A 22042-nucleotide genomic window follows, 5' to 3' on the forward strand; every position below is an offset into this window, starting at 1 on the left:
ATCTAAGAAGCCGTCAACTCTCTAAACAAACTCTCTAAATTTTTATTCTTAGGATTAATTTGCAATGCTTTCAATTCATTATCATGCGCAAAATCAAATACAGTCGAACGCATATCTTTTGTCGTGTCAAACGTAAGTTCATAGACCAAACCATGTGTATTCACAACTTGTGTCACATGCGGAATCTGTTCAAGTAAAACATCTTCAATACGGTAATCGAACTCAACTTCAATTACCTGTTGTTGATCTTTCTGAAGTTTTGCTAATGTAGTATCAGCAACAATTTCTCCTTTATTAATAATAATCACGCGATCGCAAATAGCTTCTACTTCTTGCATAATATGTGTGGAAAGAAAAATAGTTTTCTCTTTTCCAATCGAAGTAATCAAATTTCGAATCTCTGTCAATTGATTCGGATCTAAACCTGTTGTGGGTTCATCCAAAATCAACACTTCCGGATCGTGCAATAAGGCATTTGCCAAACCAACACGCTGACGATATCCTTTTGACAATTCACTAATCTTTTTATGAGCTTCTGGCGAAAGCCCTGTCATTTTGATTACTTCATCAATACGTGACTTTGCTACTTTGTGTACATTCGCGCTAAACGCTAAATATTCACGCACATGCATATCCAAATACAACGGATTGTGCTCAGGAAGATACCCAACACTCTTTTGTACATTTCGTGCATTAGCAATCGTATCAAACTCGTTCACAACGGCATTTCCCGAAGTCGCCTTCAAATAGGTCGTCAATATTTTCATCATGGTAGACTTTCCAGCACCATTTGGGCCTAAAAAACCAACAATTTCTCCTTTAGCAACACGAAAAGAAACTGCATTCAATGCTTTTTGTTCGCCATAAATTTTAGTGATATTTTCTACTACAATAGACATGTTCAGGAATTAGAGATTCAAAATTACATAAATTTTCATCAGTATTTTGCATCATTAAATCAAATAAAAACAAAAAATACGATGGTTTACTGATAAAAACGTTTTTCTTCAAAAAATATTGGAAAACGATTTTGATTACAAAAATTAATCTATACATTAGCTAAACATAAATGGAAACAACGATGTTTAAAGCAAACTATTTTTGGCAAGGTTATTTTTACTTTTTCTACAGAAAAAAGTTGGAACTCCTTGTTATATAGTTTAGTGTAAACAAACTCAAAACATATCAAAGTAAGTTCCGAAATATATTCGGAACTTTTTTTTTGGATAAAAATTAAAAAAAGAGATGTTATATGTAATTAGGGTAATGTGAATTTTATATAAAAACTAAACGGTTTTTCTTTTTCCGCAGTGTAGTAATTCTTTTCGTTAAGAATTTTTGAAACCTTGGAAAAAATTTAGAAAATAATTGCGGTTCTAGTTTTTCAGAGAAAAAACTAGAAACACCTCTGGAAAAAGCGCCTTTTCTTTTGTTTCTTTTCTTTGGGCGAGCAAAGAAAACGAAATTGAAGATTCATAAGTTCCTTAATTTTAAAATAGAAATGACACGAACTAAAATAAAAAACTAAAATTGAATACTTTTTGAGAAGTATTTTGATTAAAAATTATATCAAATAAACCTTTTAAGGTGAAGTATATAGACGAATGAAAAAAACAATTGCCATACAAGGAATTCAAGGTTCCAACCATCACAAAGTAGCACAAGCGTATTTCGGAGACGAAGTACAATTGGACGAATGTCTATCTTTTGATGCGTTAGTACATAGCTTGATGCATGGAAAATGCAACTACGCAATCATGGCATTGGAAAATACCATTGCAGGTTCTATCATTCCAAACTATGCATTAATTGATGCAAATAACATTCACATCAATGGTGAATATTACCTAAACATTCATCATCATTTAATGGCGTTGCCAAATCAAACCATTCAAGATATTACGGAAGTTTGTTCGCATCCGATGGCGTTGTTGCAGTGTAAAGAATTCTTTAAGCAATATCCACAAATCAAATTGGTAGAAGATGTAGATACGGCAGCAGTTGCACAAAAAATAGAACAACAACAACTAAAAGGAATTGCGGCAATTGCTACAAAAACTGCAGCGGAACTCTTCAATTTAGAAATTCTTTCAGGAGAAATTCAAACGATCAAAACCAATGCGACACGTTTTGTAATTCTACAAAAAGAAAAGCCAACGAACGGAATTGATCAAATAGACAAAGCATCCTTACGATTTGAATTAGATCACAAAAGAGGAAGTTTAGCAACCATACTCAATGTTATGAGCGATTGCAAACTCAACCTAACCAAAATACAATCCTTACCAATTATAGAAACACCTTGGAAATATGCCTTTTTCGTAGATGTTACGTTTGAATCGTATGAAAACTATACCAAAGCAATCTCCATATTGGAAATAATGACGACAAGTTTAAAAGTGTTAGGAACCTACAAAAACCAACGAAACTCATGATTCCTGCAAAACGCATACATACGGTTGAAGAATACTATTTCTCTAAAAAATTACGAGAAGTACGCGGATTAATAGCGGCTGGAAAACCGATCATCAATCTCGGAATCGGAAGCCCCGATTTGCAACCGCCAACAGTTGTAGTAGACGCTTTAGAAGCAAGTTTACACGACGATACAGCACACAAATACCAAAGCTACCAGGGAATTCCTGAGCTGAGAAATGCCATTGCAGATTTCTATCAGAAAAATTACAATGTTGCGTTAAACGCGAATGATGAAGTCTTACCATTAATGGGAAGCAAAGAAGGAATCATGCACATTTCCATGGTATATTTAGATGAAGGCGATGAGGTATTAATTGCAAATCCGAGTTATCCAACCTACACTTCGGTAACGAAACTATTAGGCGCAATTCCAAAATATTACAACCTAAAAGCAGCGAACAATTGGTTGCCCGATTTGGCACAATTAGAACAGCAAGACTTAAGCAAAGTAAAACTGATGTGGGTCAACTATCCGCACATGCCAACAGGCGCAAAAGCAACGAAAGCGTTCTTTGAAAACTTGATTGTTTTTGCAAAAAAGCATCAAATCCTGATTATCAATGACAATCCATACAGTTTCATTCTCAACGAGGAACCGTTGAGTATTCTAGCAATTGATGGTGCAAAAGATGTGGCTTTAGAATTAAATTCACTCAGTAAATCGTTCAATATGGCAGGTTGGCGTACAGGAATGGTGATGGGAAAAGCGGAACACATTCAACACGTATTAAAAGTAAAAAGTAATATGGATTCGGGCATGTTTTACGGAATCCAAAAAGGCGCAATCCAAGCATTGGCAAGTTCCAAAGAATGGTTTGCAACGCTCAATAAAATATATGAAAAACGCCGTAAACTTGTTTGGGAATTGGCGACAAAATTGAATTGTGTATATGATGAGGAAACGGCAGGAATGTTTGTGTGGGCAAAACTACCTGCAACCAATGAACTAACCTCAGAAGAATTCATAGACAAATTACTCTATGAAAAAGATGTATTCATCACGCCAGGAAGCATATTTGGGACACAAGGAGAAGGTTATGTACGTTTTTCATTATGTGTAACCGAAGCAAAAATAAAAGAAGTCATCAATAGAATGTAATATGAAGCAAAAAATAGAAATCATACACGCGTACATTAATGCGTACAATGCATTTGATATTTCAGGAATGTTGAAAGATTTGCATGCAGATATTGTTTTTGAAAACTATGCATCAGAAACATTGACACTCGCAACCCAAGGAATTGAAGAATTTGAAGCGCAAGCTAAAAAAGCAGCATTACTATTTGAATCCAGAATGCAGCGAATTGTTGATATTTCAAAAAATGAAAAAGAAGTTGTTGTTGCTATTAACTATCAAGGCATAGTAGCAGTAGACCTGTCTGAAGAAATAAAAAAAGGAGCGGAAATTACATTGAATGGTAAAAGTGTCTTCTCTTTTAAAGATCAAAAAATAAGTAAAATCATAGATATTAGTTAACATGAACGTATACATCATAGGAATCGGACTCATTGGCGGAAGCATGTCGTTAGATATTCAAGAAAAATATCCAGCAGCTGTGATGTACGGAATTGACACAAACGATGCACATTTAGAAGAAGCACTGCAAAGACAGCTCATTCATAAAAAAGCAACCGTTTCGAGCATGCAAAATGCTGATATTGTCATCATCACGATTCCGGTACACGTATCAATTGATATTATTACGGAAGTTTTAAATACAATTAGTGACGATACGTTGGTTATTGATGCTGGTTCAACCAAAGAAAAAATATGTAAAAGCATAGAAACGCATCCAAAGCGAAGAAACTTTTTGGCAGCGCATCCAATTGCAGGAACTGAATTTTCTGGACCCAAAGCAGCGATCAATGGTTTATTTGCAGGCAAAACGAATATTATATGCGAAGTTGAAAAAACAGCATTTACACTGCAAGAAAAAGCATTAGAACTATTCAAACACTTAGGCATGCGCATTCGATATATGGATCCGAAATCGCATGACAAACACATTGCATACGTATCACATCTATCGCACATAAGTGCATTTATGTTAGGAAAAACAGTCATTGAAAAAGAAAAAAACGAACGTGATATTTTCGATTTGGCAGGCAGTGGATTTGCTTCCACAGTGCGTTTGGCAAAAAGTTCGCCAGCGATGTGGACACCAATATTTGAGCAAAACAAAACAAACGTCATTGAAACATTAGACGAATACATTGCCAATTTGCAAGAATTCAAAGCATTGATGGTACAAGATAATTTTGAGGGAATCTATAAAGAAATGGAAAATACGAATCACATTAAAAAAATATTAAACGGAATCAAATAACAATAATTAGGGCGTTTCCAAGAAGCACACTTCGAGAAAACCTCAGTGTGCCTCTTGGTCGGGCTATCCGCTGTATCTCCCGAGAAAATCGGGAGGATGCCGCTGCTATCCCTAACGCGGAAGTTCCCACGAAAGTGGAAATCCCAAAGAACCAATATAATAATGAATAATATGCGTGTCTTGAGCTGATCGAAGGATAACGCAAAAAGTAAAAAAAAGAAAAACCATGGAAAACAAAAAAGAACTTAGAAACTGGTTAGATGCTTTCGGATTAGAACATCCATTAGTAATCGCAGGACCATGCAGTGCAGAAACAGAAGAACAAGTATTAAAAATAGCACATGAGCTCAAAGATACGGACGCAACTGTATTGCGCGCAGGAATTTGGAAGCCGCGTACGCGTCCAGGAAACTTTGAAGGTGTGGGCGCACTCGGACTCAAATGGTTGCAAAAAGCCAAACAAGAAACCGGAATGATGATAGCTACGGAAGTAGCCAACGCAACACACGTGCGTTTAGCATTAGAACATGATGTTGATGTATTATGGATTGGTGCACGTTCAACGGTAAGCCCATTCATTGTACAAGAAATTGCAGATGCATTAAATGGAACAGACAAAATTGTATTAGTCAAAAATCCAGTAAATCCTGATTTACCATTATGGCTTGGTGCTGTGGAACGTTTATATTCGGCAGATATTAAAAAATTAGGTGTCATTCACAGAGGATTTTCAACCTATGAAAAAACGCGTTACAGAAACAATCCTGAATGGCAAATTCCGATTGAATTGCAAAACCGTTTTCCAGATTTACCATTAATCTTAGATCCATCGCACATTGCAGGAAGAAGAGATATCATTTTTGACATTTGCCAAACAGGTTTAGACTTAAACTTTGATGGTTTAATGGTAGAAACACATTTTGATCCAGACAATGCTTGGAGTGATGCCAAACAACAAATCACGCCAACCAGACTAGTAGAAGTCATGGAAGATTTAAAAATCAGAAAGGCTACTGATACCGAAGCTGAATACCGAAATGCATTAAACACGTTCCGTACACAAATTGATGTTATTGACCATCAAATCATTGAAATGTTAGGAAAACGTATGAAAGTTGCAGATAAAATTGGTGCGTTGAAAAAAGAGAAAAACGTTGCCATCTTACAAGCCAAACGTTGGAATGAAATCTTAGGGAAGATGATCTTAGAAGGTGAAGAGAATAAACTAAGTGAAGAATTTATCCTTAAAATCTTCAAAGCCATTCACCAAGAATCGATCAATCATCAAGAGAAAATAGTGAATAACTAATAAGATAAATACAGAAAAGCGAGCCAATTGGCTCGCTTTTTATGTTCAGCAATGCTACAAAAAACTATGCACACGTACAATCTGTATTTGCAATGAGCGTTTCTGGCGAACACTTTAAAATATCCATTGAATTCGGATTTTCTTCACTTCCGCCAGAAGTATCAATTGGATTATCACCACCTTTAATACTAAAACTAGCAATTGACTTCTTATGAAGTGCTAAACTCTTCAAATTTTGTTTTTTCATAATTTTAAGATTTTAAAAATGATGATTAAAATGGATTCTGAATACTTTCACACTCAATACCACATGTTTCAAATAGTACTGATTCCTGTCCGCAGGTAGGTGCTTCAGTTGGACATGAATTTACACCATCTGACCAGCAACCAATAAAATTTGAGTTTGGCGCAGTATCAGTTGGTCCTGTAAAGGTGCCAGTGTCTAAAGTTTCTCCACCTCCATTAAGATTAGATACGGATGTTTTATTTAATACTAAATTTTTTAAATTTCGTTTTTTCATAACTTCAAGATTTTAAAAATGATGATTAAAATGGATTCTGAATACTTTCACATTCAATACCGCATGTTTCTTCCATAGTTTGTTCGCAAGCTGTACGATACTCACTTAGGCAAGAATTTACACCATCTGACCAACAACCAATAAAATTTGAGTTTGGAACAGTCACAGTTGGTCCCGTAAGGGTTCCAGTGTCTACAGTTTCTCCACCTCCTGTAAGATTTGACACAGATGTTTTGTTTAATGCTAGACTTTTTAAATTTCGTTTTTTCATAATTTTTAGTTTTAAATTAATATGAATCAAAAGAAGAAATAATTTTTCATCAAAAAAAGAAACACTATTGACGGTTTATAAATTCGCAATAAAGCGTTGTAAACGTGATAAGTAGATTGTTGATGGTTTATGAAAACGCAACACTAAATTTTTGTCAAAAACGAAGCACTTATCAATTTTATTTTGATAACTAAAATTTATCTATACATTTGCCAACTCCCACAAATTATTGCAAACAAAAATCACCCTAAAACTTTAAAAACACAGATGAAACACATTGTACACGTATTGCTATTTCTTTTTGTATTGAACGTAAATGCGCAAGGAAAATTAGGTCCTATTACAATTTCTTATGGAGAAGAAATCAAAGAAGACAAAGAAAAAATTGTTCGAATTGCCGGAGAACTCAATGGAAAAATCTACACGTTAGCACGCAAAGGGAAAAAGAAATATTTCCTAAAAATGTTTGGTGCAGACAAAATGGAAATACTCGGTACGCAGCAAATTGAATTTACAGAATACAAAGGAAAAGATCTCACGTTTGAAGAAATCATTGTCATTGGAAACAACCTATATGCATTTGGAAGCTTGTACGATCGGAAAGCAAAAGAAAACCATTTAGTAGGATTTCCTATTTCGGCAGATGGAAAATTGTCAAAAAATGGACAAATACTATTCAATACAAAGGTAACCAAGAAGCGAGAAAGAGGTGCTTTCTACTTCAAAGAATCACCAACAGGCGATCGTTTGCTAATTATGCACGCAGCATTCTTTGATAAAAAAGAAGAAGTACAGTACGAAGTAAAATTATTTGATGAAAATCTTCAAGCTGTAATGACAAACTTAGAAACTGTTCCTTTTGAAGACAGAAGAGACTTAGAATTCAACATTGCTGATTTTGATGTAAATGTATACGATGATATTTTCATTGTCATCAACGAAAGTTACAGAGATCGTAAAGCGAAAAAAAACATTGAAAAATTTGAAGTACACGCATTCAAAAAAGAAAGTGGTTACGCAAAAGAAATCATTAATATCGATTTTATAAACAGAGAAGTTATCAACTGTGAATTACTAGCAACAAATAATGATGTGTTGCATTTAGTGGGATTCTACTCAAGTGTGCGTAAAAATGGAAAAGCAAACAAAAAATTAAGAGGTGTATATGCTGCAACTATTAATGCAAAGACGAATGAAGTAACCAATCTGAAATTCAATAAGTTTGATTATGAAACAAAAGTAAAACTCATTGGAGAACGAAGAGCTAAAAAAGACAAAGACATCAAGCCTTTATACAGAACGCATAGTTTGATAGAAAAAGAAGACGGCGGATTATTTTTACTATCTGAATATCAGCAAATAGTTGTAGGGAGAGCACAAGGAATTGGTCCTGTAGCAGTACAACCAATTATATACATCAATAACGAAATTATAGTAACCTCTTTAAATGCTGATGGAACTGTAGCTTGGACAAATGTAATTCCAAAAGAGCAGAAGGCTGCTTTTACTGTATTCTCATTGGGAATCTTTGGTTTTGCAAGTGGAAATAACTTTTCGGTTGGTGTTGGAATCGCAATTCCAATTGCAGTTGCAGGTAGAGGTCCAGAATACTTAAGCGCCATTCCTATCTATGAAAACGGACAATTAACGGTTGTTTTTAATGATAATAAAAAAAATATTGGTGTTACTGATATTGAAAAAATTAAAAGATTAGGAAACTATAACAAAGCAATTCCAACTGCATTTGTATTTGATGATAAAGGAGAAATTACCAGAATTGATCCAGAAGAATATCAAGACGGACAATTAGTCATCAGACCAGGAGTCTATTACAGAAAAGGAGCCAATGATTACATCATTTACGCATCAAGAAGATCGAAAGACAAATTAGGGAGAATGCAAATTCAAAACTAATTTAAAACACACATAAATAAAAAGGTTTGTATGAAAGTACAAACCTTTTGTTAGTTATAAGAATAATCTTGATCTTTGCAGTAATGATAGGAACTGTTTATAAATCTACGGGAAGTTGGTATTTGGTGAAAACTGAAGATGGAACAGCGTATGAATGTAGAATTAAAGGGAAATTTAGACTCAAAGGAATCAAAAGTACCAATCCGATTGCGGTTGGTGACAAAGTGAACTTTACGCTAGAAGCAAAAAATAATACCGAAACAGGAATTATTGATGAAATTTTTGAGCGAAAAAACTATATCATTCGTAAATCGGTCAACCTATCCAAGCAAACGCATATCATTGCTTCCAACATTGATCAGGTATTTCTATTAATTACGATTGACAATCCACCAACATTTCCAAGTTTCATAGATCGTTTATTAGTTACCGCAGAAGCGTATCAAATTCCATGTGTATTAACATTCAACAAAATGGATACCTACACAGAAATTGAAAAACGTGCGGAAGTGATGTATCTCAGAGATATCTACGAGAATATTGGATATGAATGTATAGAGATTTCCGCCAAGGAAAACAAAAACATTGATGCTATCAAAGCGCGAATGAAAGGAACGGTAAGTATGTTTGCAGGACATTCAGGAGTTGGGAAATCTACTTTAGTCAATGCAATTGATCCAACATTAAACCTAAAAACAAAAGAAATTTCGGAACAACACAAGCAAGGACAACATACAACAACCTTTGCTGAAATGTTCGATTTAGAATTTGGCGCAAAAATAATTGATACACCAGGAATCAAAGGATTCGGAATTGTAGACATGGAAAAAGAAGAAATAGACAACTATTTCCCAGAATTTCTAGCACTAAAAAACAAATGTAAATTCAACAACTGCATTCACATTGAAGAGCCAAAATGCGCCATCAAAGACGCTGTAGATGAAGGTGAAATTGCGTGGTCGCGCTACAAAAGCTACGTGCAAATCATAGAAGGCGATGACAACAATTACCGTGTTGACGAATTCAAAGATGAATAATTTATAGACAATACAATTCTTTTTCCGCAGTGTAGTATACATTTTTCGTTAAGAATTTTTGAAGCCTTGGAGAAAATTTAGAAAAATGGATACGGTTTTGACTTTTTCAGTCAAAAACACCTCTGGAAATCGAAGATTCATGAATACTTTAGTTTGAAATAGAAACGCATGAACTAAAAAGCGCACTTTCTTTTGTTGATGCCAGTGCTGAACTTGATTCAGTATTCTTTGTGCGAGCAAAGAAAATGAAAATGAAAAACGAAAAATATACTTGCTTGAATAATAAGTTATTTAGAAAATTATAATTTTGATCAAAAGAATAAAACTATATTAATTATAAATGAAAGCCGTAATCCAAAGAGTTTCAGAAGCAAGCGTAACCGTAGAAGCTAAAAAGATAGCTGAAATCGGTCATGGAATGCTCATTCTCCTTGGAATTGAACACGAAGACACACCAGAAGATATTGCTTGGCTTTCTGCCAAAATAGCCAAACTCAGAATCTTCAATGATGAAAACGACGTGATGAATACTTCACTAATTGACACCAACGGCGACGCAATTGTAGTAAGTCAATTTACATTGCATGCAAGTACTAAAAAAGGAAATCGTCCGAGTTATATCAAAGCAGCAAAACCAGAAACTTCTGTTCCGCTATACGAAGCATTTGTAGGACAATTAGAGCAAGATCTTCAAAAAAAAGTGCAAACTGGCATTTTTGGTGCCGATATGAAAGTTGCTTTGCTAAATGATGGTCCTGTAACAATCATCATAGATTCTAAAAACAAAGAATAACTACGTTTAGTAACTTTTTCTTACACTTGCGAAATTTCAACGTTAGAAACCATTTCTTTTCTTATATTCGTAGAATGTTTCCCCACGATATCGAATAAAACATAATATGTATGCGCATTAAGTTAGTATGGATTGTCTTTTTATTATTAAATGTAAATTTAGTATTCTCACAGGACGATCTCAAAAGTTATTTAACACTTCCTCAAGAATTAAAAGACAATGCGAATGCTGTCGTCCGTCTCGATGAAACAATTGTTGCGGTAAAAGCAATCAATGATTTAGAAATTTCGCAAAAACGAATTGTTACTGTTTTAAACGAAAGCGGAATTTACAAAATTGGAGCAGTTGTCGGTTATGACAATGACATCAAAGTAAAAGAGGCAGAAGTTAGAATCTATGACAAATTAGGGAAACAAATCAAGAAATTTCGTCAACGCGATTTTGTAGATGTAAGTGCGGTAGATGGCGGCACCATGTATTCTGATTCGCGTGTAAAATACATAGATTACATGCCAATTGCATATCCGTTTACGGCAGTATTTACCTGTGTTGTACAAACAAAAAATACGGCAAACATTCCAAGTTTCAATCCGCTTGGATACTATGTCGGAATTCAAAAAAGTCGTTACAAAATAACCTATCCACCATCATTTACACTACACAAAAAAGAACTCAACTTAGAGGAATTTGGTGTCATAAAAGAAGAAAAAGAAGGGAAACTTGTCTACATCATCGAAAATATATCAAGCATAAAACCTGAATCATTAAGTCCATCAGAATCTGAAATAGAACCCAAAGTATTCTTTGCGTTGAATAAATTTAGCTATGATGGCGTTACCGCCGAAATCAACAATTGGGAAGAATTTGGTTCATGGATGCATCAAAGTCTACTCCTTGGTCGTACAACTGTCGATGCAGAAACAAAAGCAACCATTCAAAAATTAGTGGCTGGCGTAACTTCCGATCGCGAAAAAGCAAAAATCATTTACGAATTCATGCAAAACAAAACACGCTACATCAGTGTGCAAGTTGGTATTGGAGGTTTTCAACCGATTCCAGCAGAAGAAGTAGACAAAGTTGGTTATGGCGATTGTAAAGGATTGACGAACTACATGATGGCTTTATTAAAAATTGTAGATGTAGAATCTCATTACACACATGTAGAAGCTGGGAATGAAATAGTAGGTTTCTATGATGACTTTGCGTCGCTAGCACAAGGAAACCATGTTATCCTAAACATTCCAAATGGCGGCGATGATATTTGGCTTGAATGTACAAGTCAAAAAGTGCCTTTTGGACACATTGGCGACTTTACCGATAACAGAAATGTATTGGTGATTACTCCTGAAGGTGGAAAAATAAAACGCACCAAAAAATACACTGCGGAAGAAAGTTTACAAGAAACAACAGGTTCATACACGCTAAACAATGAAGGAAACTTAACGGCGGATGTTTCGATAAAAACAGAAGGAATTCAGTATGATAACCGGTATTACCTAAAAGATTGGTCTGACATTGAAAAAGACAAACACTACAAAAAATACTTTAGAACGATAAATAATATCAATGTTGATGGAATTGCGCTTGAAAATGACAAAGAAACCATTGCGTTCTCTGAAAAAGTAAAATTCAATGCGGATGCGTATGGAGTCGTTACGGGCAATCGGATGTTATTTGCACCAAATGCTCTAAACAGACAAACCAACATTCCTGATCGCTATCGAAATCGTAAATTTCCATTAGAAATTCAAAGAGGTTATTACGATACGGACGATTATGAAATCAAATTGCCAAGCGATTACGAAATAGAAGCGATTCCCGACAATGTAACGTACGAAACCAAATTTGGAAGTTACTCTTTTACAATTACAAAAAAAGACGATCAAACACTACAATACAAAAGAGAGATCAAAATAAATGATGGTTTATACCCAAAAGAAGAGTATAAAAACTATCGAAATTTCATGAAAAAAATTGTCAAATACGATGGTTCTAAAATTGTACTTATCAAAAAATAAACACCCTATTCAATATTAACAAATATACACAGATGAAAAAATACATCTTACTAACTTTTGCGTTTGTATGTTTTGCAGCATTAAATGCACAAGAAGTTAAATTTGGAAAAATTTCCAAAGCAGAACTAGAAGAAAAAGAACATCCAAAAGATCCAGAAGCTTCGGCAGCCATACTTTATGAAAAATTGTACGTTACATTTCGGTACATACAAGGACAAGGTTTTTACGTAGAAACGAACGTTCACAAACGGATCAAAATATACAAAAAAGATGGTTTTGAAATGGCGAACCATTACATTCCGCTCTACAAAGGAAGTGGCGAACGTGAAAAAGTTTTAGGTTTAAAAGCCTATACCTACAACTTAGAAAACGGAAAAATAGAAGATACCAAACTCCGAAATGACGGAATCTTCAAAGAAAAACGGTCAGAATATGTTGAAGTAGAAAAACTAACCATGCCTAATGTAAAAGAAGGTTCGGTTGTAGAATATAAATACAAAATAACTTCCCCGTATTATGGAAACATCAACGAAATAGATCTTCAATATAATATTCCTGTAAATCATATCGAAGTCGTATTTGAAGCACCTGAATACTTCACGTACAAAAAGCATTACAAAGGATACTTTTTACTAAAACCTATTGAAGCAAATCGTCCAGGTACAATAACGCTAACTGGAAGTTCAAGAAGTGGTGGAAATAGTACTTTCGCAACTACGAAAACAACTTTTAGTAGAGATGATGTTGAATTCAACTACAACATCACAAAATTCAACCTAAAAGATGTGCCAGCATTAAAAGATGAAAGTTTTGTGAGCAACATTGAAAACTATCGCAGTGCTGTAAAATTTGAATTATCACAAATACAATATCCGAACGATATCCCAAAATACTTATCAAAATCATGGGATGATGTCGTAAAAACGATTTATAGAAGTCAAGCCTTTGGAGGAGAATTAGAAAAAAAATCATACTTCAAAGATGATATCGACGGATTAATAGAAGGTGTTGCGGGCGATATGAAAAAAGCGTCGCTAATCTATAACTACGTTCGAAACAAAGTAAAGTGGAATGGAAACTACGGAAAATATACCGATGTAGGTGTTCGTAAAGCATACAAAGAAAACTTAGGAAACGTATCAGACATGAACCTAATGCTAACAGCAATGTTACGTTATGCAGGCATCAATGCAAACCCTGTAATCTTAAGCACACGACGACATGGAATCAAAATGTTTCCAACCTTAAATGGATTCAACTATGTAATTGCTGCGATAGAAGTAGAAGATGCTGTAATCCTATTAGATGCCACAAACTACTATGGTGAGCCAAATGTATTGCCGTTGCGTGCGCTAAACTGGTCAGGAAGACTCATTCGTAAAGATGGAAGTTGGAGTCAAATCAGTTTAATGCCGAACCAAGCTGCATTGCGTGCAACAAGTTTAAGTGTAACATTAGATGAAAACGGAGATTTAGCAGGAAAGCAACGTACACAATTCACATCACACAATGCGTTAGAATTTAGAGAAATCTATACAAAAGCTGACAAAGACGACTATCTTGAAAAACTTGAAAATGCAATTGGAGACATCGAAATTGACGAACATGCTGTAAAAAACTTGAAGAAAATTGGAAAGCCTGTATTAGAATCATACGCATTCACAAAAGAATCACAAGCGGAAGTTATTGGAGATAAACTCTACTTTTCGCCATTATTCTTTTTGGCCACTTCAGAAAATGTTTTCAAGACCGAAGAAAGAGTCTATCCAGTTGATTTTGGATATCCGTGGAAACGAAAAATTATGATGAACATTCAATTGCCAGCAGGTTATGAAGTAGAATCATTGCCAGAAGCTGCAGCAGTTCGATTGCCAGATAACTTAGGAGCGTATTCATTCAATATCTCTAAAACACCAAATGGAATCAGCGTAGTCATGTCAAAAGAAATCAATTCGTCTGTCATTACACCAGACAAATACGCTGCATTACGTGAATTCTATAAAATGTTGGTGGAAAAAGAAAAAGAAAAAGTAGTATTGAAGAAAATATAAGTACTGCAAAAAGTTCAGCGGTTTTTGTACAATCACACAAAATAATTCACCAAAAAACTATATTTTTACAAGTGACTTTATAACACGTTTATAAAGTCACTTTTTTTAGTGAAACTCAATTTTAAAAAGCCTGAAAGACGCATTTAAAATTGTAAGTTGAACTAATCCCGCAGAATTGCGGGATCTCACTTTTGAATACTTTTTACAAACAAGCTTTCGCTTAAAAAACGCAGTCTCATGGACATAAAAGCAGCACAACTCAACGTAGATACATGGATTAAAGAACACGGTGTTCGCTATTTCAATGAATTGACAAACATGGCGCAACTCACAGAAGAAGTTGGCGAAGTAGCGCGCATCATTGCAAGACGCTACGGAGAACAAAGCGAAAAAGAAAGTGACAAAGACAAAGACTTAGGCGAAGAATTAGCCGATGTGGTTTTTGTTGTACTCTGTTTGGCAAATCAGACAGGTATTAACTTGCAAGAAGCGTTTGACAAAAAAATGGACAAGAAAACCAAACGCGATCACGATCGTCATCACAATAATGAAAAGTTAAAATAATCTAAAAAATATCTTTTAATCTTACTTTGTCACATCGAGCGCAGTCGAGATGCAACTGAAAACATAGATTACCTAGAAATCACGCTATGAACATAAAGCTTCAAAAATCAACACTTCACAAACAATCAAACATTGCGATAACAGGTTCCAAAAGTGAATCGAATCGGTTGTTGCTATTGCAAGCTTTATATCCAAACATTACCATTGCAAACATCTCCAATTCGGATGATGCGGTATTAATGCAAAAAGCACTAAAATCTTCAGATACTATAAAAGACATTCATCACGCAGGAACAGCAATGCGCTTTTTAACAGCCTATTACGCAACACAAAACAGACAAGAAATCACCTTAACAGGTTCTGCGAGAATGCAAGAACGTCCCATAAAAATATTAGTAGAAGCGTTACGACAATTAGGCGCAGACATTCAGTACACAAACAATGAAGGGTATCCGCCATTACAGATAAAAGGACAAAAATTACAAGGAAATAAAGTTACGCTTGACGCGAATATCAGCAGTCAATACATTTCTGCGTTACTACTTATTGCACCAACCTTGGAAAATGGTTTAACGCTTTCGTTGAATGGAAAAATAACGTCAGTTCCGTATATCAACATGACACTTTCTTTGTTGAATGACCTTGGTGTGAAAACCCATTTTGAAGGAAATACAATCACTGTACAACGATTTGAAGCCACTGAAAATGTAAAAGCATTCACGGTAGAATCTGATTGGAGTTCGGCTTCGTATTTTTATAGTTTAATCGCGCTAAGCGAAATCGGAACCACCATTGAACTTTCATCTTACAAAGAAAACAGTTTGCAAGGCGATTCATGTTTGGCAGAAATCTATAAGGAATTTGGAGTGGAAACTGTTTTTGCTGAAAATACAATTACACTTTCCAAAAAATGGGAAGCAACCCAGGAAGCCATCAAGCTCGACTTGAAAAATGCACCAGATATTGCGCAAACAATTGCTGTTACAGCATTCGGATTGAAATTATCTTGCAACATGATCGGATTGCACACGCTAAAAATAAAAGAAACAGATCGTTTGGTTGCTTTAAAAACTGAACTGGAAAAATTGGGCGCTTCCGTTGATATCACGGACGCATCATTACACTTGCATGAAGCGACTCAAATTAATGAAAATATCATCATCGAAACCTATAAAGATCACCGAATGGCAATGGCTTTTGCACCATTAGCATTGCGTGTTCCATTGGAAATTGAAAAAGCAGATGTCGTTTCTAAATCCTTCCCAGACTTTTGGAAAGATTTACAAAATATTGGTATAAAAACCGTGTAAAATTGGGCACAATTGAAATGTTATGTAGCTAAAGAATCCAAAATGGATAGCAGAAATACAGCTTAATTAAAAGTATATCTAAAAAAACTCCTTAAATACTTGACAACGCCTATCTTGAGATTGTATATTTGCCGTTCTTAAAAATAACTCAAAAGACTTATGGCAAAAAAGCTATCGCATTTCAGTTTTGATCTTCCCGAAGAATTATTAGCTGAATATCCTTCAGAAAACAGAGATGAAGCACGCTTAATGGTGTTGAATCGTGAAAAGAAAACGATTGAACACAAGCAATTCAAAGATATAGTAGACTATTTTGATGAAGGCGATGTAATGGTGTTAAACAATACGAAAGTATTTCCTGCAAGATTATTTGGAAACAAAGAAAAAACAGGCGCAAGAATCGAAGTCTTTTTATTAAGAGAATTAAATGAGGAGCAACGTCTTTGGGATGTTTTAGTAGATCCAGCACGAAAAATTAGAATTGGAAATAAATTATACTTTGGAGAAGACGAAAGCTTAGTTGCTGAGGTTATTGACAATACAACTTCAAGAGGTCGTACATTACGTTTCTTATATGATGGTTCGTACGAAGAATTCAGAACGAAACTAAGTGAACTTGGGCAAACGCCACTTCCAAAATACATCAAAAGAGATGTGGAGCCAGAAGATGAAGAGCGTTACCAAACAATTTATGCAAAAGAAGAAGGCGCTGTGGCAGCACCAACAGCTGGTTTGCACTTCTCAAAACACTTATTAAAGCGTTTAGAAATTAAAGGAATCGATTTCTCTGAAATCACGTTGCACGTAGGTTTAGGAACGTTCAATCCTGTGGAAGTAGAAGATTTATCGAAGCATAAAATGGATTCAGAAGAATTAAAAATTTTACCAAAAGCGGTAGAAGTAGTCAATGCTGCAAAAGTTAAGAAAAAACGAGTATGCGCCGTTGGAACAACCGTAATGCGCGGATTGGAAAGTTCAGTTTCTTCTGATCTTACACTAAACGAATATGAAGGTTGGACAAACAAATTTATCTTTCCTCCGTATGAATTTAGCATCGCAAACTGCATGATTACGAATTTCCATACGCCAAAATCAACATTATTAATGATGGTTTCAGCGTTTGCAGGTCATGATTTTCTCTTTAAAGCTTATGAAGAAGCAATCAAAGAAGGATACCAATTCTATACCTACGGAGATGCCATGTTGATTATCTAAGAAAGAAAAAAATATAGTAGTATCAAAAATCCTGTCTTTGGCAGGATTTTTTTTGGTAGTATATGAATCGATTATCACTTTTTTTCGCGACTTGTCACATCTATAATTGGTTATGTATACAGGATTACTAACCAAGAACACATGTAAATTTCTATTAGGATTGTTTTTTGCTAAATTGAGACCTTAAGTTTGCAACTCGATATGATACATGATGTTGTGTGCATTCTTAAAAATCAATCATAATCATAATATCGAATCATAAATAGGATAAAAATGAAAAAACAGCTGCTATTCTTATGCTTTTGTTTGCCGATGGTAAACTATAGCATTGCACAAGATGGAAATAAAAAGATTTCAGTAGTAACAGTCAAAGCGAATAGTACCGTTTCTTATCAAGGAAATTTAGCTGATGGAGAAAAAATTTCTGACTTATCATGGGCTGCCAATAGTAGTGTTGCGTGTTTTCCTGCTACTCAAAATCAAAAATTCACTGGGAATCATGTTTTATATGCAACAACGATTCCGAAACGTTCTGAAATGTTTATCAAAGTGATTCCAAAGAATAAAAAGCACAACCTTAGCTTGTATGCGTATGAAGTTGGTTTAACCAATGAGCAACTGCCGCCAAATCTGAGTAGTTGTGTCACTTGTGAAGCTGACTATAAATGGGATCGTAAATGGCGCGGAAAAACCCAAGACCACACTCGAAACGTTCGATTGAATGCCATTAATAATCCTTATAAAGTAGTGATTGGTGTTGTAGGTGCAGAAGGTTTGACAGAAAGTGATTTTACCCTAGAAATAAAACTAATCGGAGGTGAAGAAATACCTCAAATGATGACCAAAGTTGAAGTTACTAAAATAGAGACAAAAGGTTCAGTTACGACAACGAATGGAAACCTTGAAACAGGCGGTTTAATTACAGATTTATCATGGGCTGCGGATAGTAGTGTAGCTTGTTTTCCATCGATTCGAAATCAGAAATTCTCTGGAAATCACGTTTTATATGCAACAACGATTCCGAAGTATTCTGAAATGTTTATCAAAGTTATTCCAAAGAATAAAAAGGATAATTTTAGCTTGTATGCGTATCAAGTTGGTTTAACGAATGAGGAACTCCCACCAAATCTGAATAGTTGTATTACCTGTGAAGCTGACTTTAAATGGGATCGGAAATGGCGTGGAAAAACACAAGACCATACTCGAAAAGTTAGAGTGAACGCTATAAATCGTCCATATAAAATAGTCATTGGTGTTGTAGGTGCAGAAGGTTTGACGGAAGGTGATTTTGAATTAGAGATTGAAATCAAAAGTAGGTAATATGTAGCTGCGAGATCGTTTTTGGTAGCCAGAATCTTAAATTTTACAGGTCAGCTAACAACTATAAACTCACAAATTCTACCTATTTTTGCACCATGCAAGCAGTTAAAAAAGACATTCGAGCGTTAAGCAAAGAACAACTTCGTGATTTCTTCGAAAGCGAAGGCGACAAAACATTTCGTGGAAATCAAGTGTATGAATGGTTGTGGCAAAAAGGTGCGCATAACTTTGAAGACATGACAAATCTTTCGAAAGAAACACGTCAAATGCTCGAAGAAAACTTTGTGATCAATCACATTCGTGTGGATAAAATGCAGCGTAGTAATGATGGTACGATCAAAAATGCGGTGCGTTTGCATGATGGTTTAACTGTGGAATCGGTTTTAATTCCAACAAGCACACGAACTACGGCTTGTGTATCGAGTCAGGTTGGTTGTAGTTTAGATTGTAAATTTTGCGCTACATCACGATTAAAACGTATGCGAAATCTAAATCCTGATGAAATCTACGATCAGGTAATTGCAATTGATCGCCAAAGCAGATTATATCACAACAGACCATTATCAAACATTGTATTCATGGGAATGGGCGAACCATTAATGAATTATAACAATGTTATCAAAGCAATTGATAAAATCACGTCTGAAGAAGGTTTGGGAATGTCACCGAAACGAATTATTGTTTCGACATCGGGTGTTCCGAAAATGATCAAGAAAATGGCGGATGATGAAGTCAAATTCAAATTGGCAGTGTCACTACATTCTGCAATTGACGAAGTACGTACGGAAATTATGCCGTTTAACGAACACTTTCCACTTAAAGACTTAAAAGAAGCGTTGGCGTATTGGTATGACAAAACTAAAAACCAAATTACCTACGAATATGTAGTTTGGGACGGAATTAACGATCAGCAAAAAGATATCAATGCATTGGTGAAATTCTGTAAAGATGTGCCGAGTAAAGTCAATCTAATTGAATATAATCCTATTGATGATGGGCAATTTCAACAAGCAAGTGACAAAGCCATCGACAGATATGTAGATTCGTTAGAACAAAATGGAATCACGGTTACGGTAAGACGTTCACGCGGAAAAGACATTGATGCAGCTTGCGGACAATTGGCGAATAAAGAATAGTTTTAATTTGAAAATTTGAAGATGTTTCAATTTGAAAATATCTTTCATAAAATAATATTTAACGTGAGTTCGACATAAGAAATCGTCAATATAAACTGCCAAACGCAATAAAATTAGCATTTTGTCACTTCGAGCGCAGTCGAGAAGCTTAAAAAGTACTATCATTTTATTGAATCTCGATAGCTACGCTAGGTATCTTCAATCAAAATACATTTTGATTTCAATAATGCTCGATTTGACATTGGAGTTAAATATATGATAAACAGTATATTAAAAAATAAGTTATATCGAACTCACGTTATTTAAGTAAAAAAACTAACAGCTAATCATTCAAAGGCAATTACTCAATGTCGATAGACAAAGGAGTCAATGTTCTTCCATCAAATGCAGGATGATTTTTTTCGTATTTATCTACTTTAAAAATAGCCGGATTTGTTTCTATAGGATTTTGATATTGCCATATAATTGTTCCCGATTCATTGATTTCAACGAGTGTTCCATCTCTTCCAACAGTAATTAAAGTATTGCCATTAGACAATCGTTTGGCTCCGGAAAGTCGAGAAGAAAAAATGAGCTCGCTATCATAAGACCAAATAGAATTTTCTGGAAGATTGATTGTGTTTGGTGCTAATTCGTAATTTCCATTTGGAAGTTGTGGAATCAAAATTTCATCAACAGAAGATTTATCAGAAAATTTATTATTATTAAAAACTAAGAAGTTTCCACCGTTATTTTGAGTGTTTCCAATCCAGGTTACATCATGTTGACCAAATAAGCGTTGATTATCAGAAGTGCCCGAGTTGTATGCTTGCGGATTTCCCCAGCGGTATAATAAATCGCCACCTTTATTGCTATTTCCTCCTGAATGCGATGCAGCTTCCGCGGTAGAAGTACTATGATCTATCACCCAAAATTCATTAAAAACTCTTGAACTCACTGCAATTTGATCAAATTCTTCAATGTAAACAATAGAATTCAAATGATTAAAATTTGCATCACCACCTGAAAAATTAATATTAATTAATTCTGGATGATTAGAAACGACTCCAAAATTTTCTTTTGTGGCATCGTGCTCTTGAATTAAATGATCCCAAACAGACCATTCCCAAACAATTTCCGCTTGATTGTTGGCGAGCGGTTTGATTTCTATAATTTTACACGGCCATACTTTATTGTCAAAAAGTAACGTTGGATTTCTTCCTTTTGCAATGGCATCATCTACAGATTTATATTCCCAGACTAATGCTAATATATTACCGTTTGGCAGTAAAGCTAAATCATGATGCAATATATAATCGGGTGTGTTATATTGCCAAAACCAAACTGGATCACCTTCAAAGTTTAAAATTTCTATAGCTCCTGTAGCGCCGCCTCCAGTAAATTCAGAATCATTCTGTCGCAGAGTTCTAATTAAGTTTCCTTCATTTGTTAAATATGTAACCAATGCACTAGTCTCAGCTTCCCATTTATGAACTACAAAACCTTCGTTGTTGATAAGAAACGTATCGGTTGAACCCAAAGGAGAAAGTAGCGTGTACGCATCAGAAATGGCACCTTCCTCATACACAACTATATTATCGTTTAGTTCAATTGGTGTAGTAGGTGCAATGGAGTCGTCATCTTTACAGCTGAACACACATACTATGCAAAATGACACGAGTAGTGTTACTAGAATTTTTTTCATAATTATATTTGGTAACTATTTTAAAAAGTATAATTCTGAAACACATTGTAAAATTTAATGTGAAAATCAGAATTATACTCTTATACTTTCAAG

Annotated in this window: 20 protein-coding genes; 15 read left to right on the forward strand and 5 right to left on the reverse strand. The window is 34.9% G+C overall.

From position 1 onward, the window contains the following. Window positions 1-2: 2 nt before the first annotated feature. Window positions 3-899 (reverse strand): gliding motility-associated ABC transporter ATP-binding subunit GldA, encoded by an 897-nt coding sequence (gene gldA / locus H2O64_RS01305; protein ID WP_187560326.1) that lies wholly within the window; start codon window positions 897-899, stop codon window positions 3-5. Between the two features lie 705 nt (window positions 900-1604). Between gldA and H2O64_RS01310 the strand changes: the two genes are divergently transcribed. The 5 genes from H2O64_RS01310 (at window position 1605) to H2O64_RS01330 (ending at window position 6115) form a co-directional block, all read left to right on the forward strand. Further along, window positions 1605-2435 (forward strand): prephenate dehydratase, encoded by an 831-nt coding sequence (locus tag H2O64_RS01310; RefSeq protein WP_187560327.1) that lies wholly within the window; start codon window positions 1605-1607, stop codon window positions 2433-2435. Next, window positions 2432-3577 carry a pyridoxal phosphate-dependent aminotransferase gene (locus H2O64_RS01315; protein ID WP_187560328.1) on the forward strand — a complete coding sequence of 382 codons (1146 nt, stop codon included), beginning with the start codon at window positions 2432-2434 and terminating at the stop codon, window positions 3575-3577. Before H2O64_RS01310 ends, H2O64_RS01315 begins: the two co-directional genes overlap by 4 nt. A 1-nt stretch (window position 3578) precedes the next feature. Then, window positions 3579-3956: a nuclear transport factor 2 family protein gene (locus H2O64_RS01320; protein ID WP_187560329.1), complete on the forward strand. Its 378-nt coding sequence runs from the start codon at window positions 3579-3581 to the stop codon at window positions 3954-3956. Between the two features lies 1 nt (window position 3957). Continuing rightward, complete coding sequence (locus tag H2O64_RS01325; protein ID WP_187560330.1) at window positions 3958-4806, forward strand: prephenate dehydrogenase; 849 nt, start codon at window positions 3958-3960, stop codon at window positions 4804-4806. Window positions 4807-5032: 226 nt separating this feature from the next. Then, window positions 5033-6115 carry a bifunctional 3-deoxy-7-phosphoheptulonate synthase/chorismate mutase type II gene (locus H2O64_RS01330; RefSeq protein WP_187560331.1) on the forward strand — a complete coding sequence of 361 codons (1083 nt, stop codon included), beginning with the start codon at window positions 5033-5035 and terminating at the stop codon, window positions 6113-6115. 64 nt (window positions 6116-6179) lie between these two features. Here H2O64_RS01330 and H2O64_RS01335 read toward each other — a convergent pair whose 3' ends face one another. Genes H2O64_RS01335 through H2O64_RS01345 form a run of 3 tightly spaced genes read right to left on the reverse strand, consistent with a single transcriptional unit; the run spans window position 6180 to window position 6907 of the window. After that, window positions 6180-6362 carry a hypothetical protein gene (locus H2O64_RS01335; protein ID WP_187560332.1) on the reverse strand — a complete coding sequence of 61 codons (183 nt, stop codon included), beginning with the start codon at window positions 6360-6362 and terminating at the stop codon, window positions 6180-6182. 25 nt (window positions 6363-6387) lie between these two features. Continuing rightward, a complete protein-coding gene (locus H2O64_RS01340) occupies window positions 6388-6636 on the reverse strand; it encodes a hypothetical protein (protein WP_187560333.1) in 249 nt (82 codons plus the stop codon). Window positions 6637-6661: 25 nt separating this feature from the next. Then, window positions 6662-6907 (reverse strand): hypothetical protein, encoded by a 246-nt coding sequence (locus H2O64_RS01345; protein ID WP_187560334.1) that lies wholly within the window; start codon window positions 6905-6907, stop codon window positions 6662-6664. Window positions 6908-7174: 267 nt separating this feature from the next. Between H2O64_RS01345 and H2O64_RS01350 the strand changes: the two genes are divergently transcribed. The 10 genes from H2O64_RS01350 (at window position 7175) to rlmN (ending at window position 20265) form a co-directional block, all read left to right on the forward strand. After that, entirely contained in the window at window positions 7175-8821 is a 1647-nt protein-coding gene (locus H2O64_RS01350; RefSeq protein WP_187560335.1) for a hypothetical protein, read from the forward strand. Window positions 8822-8904: 83 nt separating this feature from the next. Further along, window positions 8905-9858, forward strand: coding sequence for a ribosome small subunit-dependent GTPase A (gene rsgA / locus H2O64_RS01355; RefSeq protein WP_187560336.1), 954 nt, complete (start codon window positions 8905-8907; stop codon window positions 9856-9858). A 340-nt stretch (window positions 9859-10198) separates the two neighbouring features. Next, window positions 10199-10651, forward strand: coding sequence for a D-aminoacyl-tRNA deacylase (gene dtd, locus H2O64_RS01360; protein ID WP_187560337.1), 453 nt, complete (start codon window positions 10199-10201; stop codon window positions 10649-10651). A gap of 110 nt (window positions 10652-10761) precedes the next feature. Further along, window positions 10762-12669, forward strand: a complete 1908-nt coding sequence (locus H2O64_RS01365) for a DUF3857 domain-containing protein (RefSeq protein WP_187560338.1) — start codon at window positions 10762-10764, stop codon at window positions 12667-12669. 32 nt (window positions 12670-12701) lie between these two features. Beyond that, entirely contained in the window at window positions 12702-14720 is a 2019-nt protein-coding gene (locus H2O64_RS01370) for a DUF3857 domain-containing protein (RefSeq protein WP_187560339.1), read from the forward strand. A gap of 237 nt (window positions 14721-14957) precedes the next feature. After that, complete coding sequence (locus tag H2O64_RS01375) at window positions 14958-15284, forward strand: nucleotide pyrophosphohydrolase (RefSeq protein WP_187560340.1); 327 nt, start codon at window positions 14958-14960, stop codon at window positions 15282-15284. Window positions 15285-15370: 86 nt separating this feature from the next. Next, a complete protein-coding gene (locus H2O64_RS01380; protein ID WP_187560341.1) occupies window positions 15371-16594 on the forward strand; it encodes a 3-phosphoshikimate 1-carboxyvinyltransferase in 1224 nt (407 codons plus the stop codon). A 159-nt stretch (window positions 16595-16753) separates the two neighbouring features. Beyond that, window positions 16754-17809: a tRNA preQ1(34) S-adenosylmethionine ribosyltransferase-isomerase QueA gene (queA, locus tag H2O64_RS01385; protein WP_187560342.1), complete on the forward strand. Its 1056-nt coding sequence runs from the start codon at window positions 16754-16756 to the stop codon at window positions 17807-17809. 273 nt (window positions 17810-18082) lie between these two features. Beyond that, complete coding sequence (locus H2O64_RS01390) at window positions 18083-19129, forward strand: hypothetical protein (RefSeq protein WP_187560343.1); 1047 nt, start codon at window positions 18083-18085, stop codon at window positions 19127-19129. Between the two features lie 95 nt (window positions 19130-19224). Then, window positions 19225-20265 carry a 23S rRNA (adenine(2503)-C(2))-methyltransferase RlmN gene (gene rlmN / locus H2O64_RS01395; protein ID WP_187560344.1) on the forward strand — a complete coding sequence of 347 codons (1041 nt, stop codon included), beginning with the start codon at window positions 19225-19227 and terminating at the stop codon, window positions 20263-20265. A gap of 340 nt (window positions 20266-20605) precedes the next feature. On the opposite strand, the gene H2O64_RS01400 is transcribed toward rlmN, so the two are convergent. Beyond that, on the reverse strand, window positions 20606-21949 hold the full coding sequence (locus H2O64_RS01400) for an aryl-sulfate sulfotransferase (protein ID WP_187560345.1): 1344 nt from the start codon (window positions 21947-21949) through the stop codon (window positions 20606-20608). Window positions 21950-22042 lie beyond the last annotated feature (93 nt).

It is taken from the genome of Kordia aestuariivivens, assembly GCF_014397005.1.
Lineage (GTDB): Bacteria > Bacteroidota > Bacteroidia > Flavobacteriales > Flavobacteriaceae > Kordia > Kordia aestuariivivens.